Raw genomic sequence first — 453 nt, 5'->3', positions numbered from 1 at the left:
TCGACATGAAGGGCAAGAAGGTCGTGGTACTGGGCGGTGGCGACACGGCGATGGACTGCAATCGCACATCGATTCGCCAGGGCGCCAAGGCGGTGACCTGCGCCTATCGTCGCGACGAGGCGAACATGCCGGGCTCGCGCAAAGAGGTGAAGAACGCCAAGGAAGAGGGGGTGAAATTCCTCTACAACCGGCAGCCGATCGCCATCGTGGGTGAAGACAAGGTCGAAGGCGTGAAGGTGGTCGAGACCCGTCTCGGCGAACCCGATGCCCGTGGCCGTCGCAGCCCCGAGCCGATTCCGGGTTCCGAGGAGATCATCCCGGCCGATGCCGTGGTCATCGCTTTCGGCTTCCGCCCAAGCCCTGCGGCCTGGTTCCAGGACCACAGCATCCAGACCGACAGCCAGGGCCGCGTGGTGGCACCGGAACAGGGTCAGTTCAAGCACCAGACCAGCA

Annotated in this window: 1 protein-coding gene; it reads left to right on the top strand. The window is 64.5% G+C overall.

Translation table 11 applies throughout. The annotated features are described in order from the left end of the window. Positions 1-453: FAD-dependent oxidoreductase (locus B2V21_RS02545; protein ID WP_286915952.1), on the top strand; the 453-nt coding region annotated here is incomplete at both ends.

The sequence above is a fragment of the Pseudomonas sp. UBA6276 genome (assembly GCF_002438365.1).
Classification (GTDB): Bacteria; Pseudomonadota; Gammaproteobacteria; order Pseudomonadales; family Pseudomonadaceae; genus Aquipseudomonas; species Aquipseudomonas coleopterorum.
This window is presented reverse-complemented; position numbering and strand designations above follow the sequence as displayed.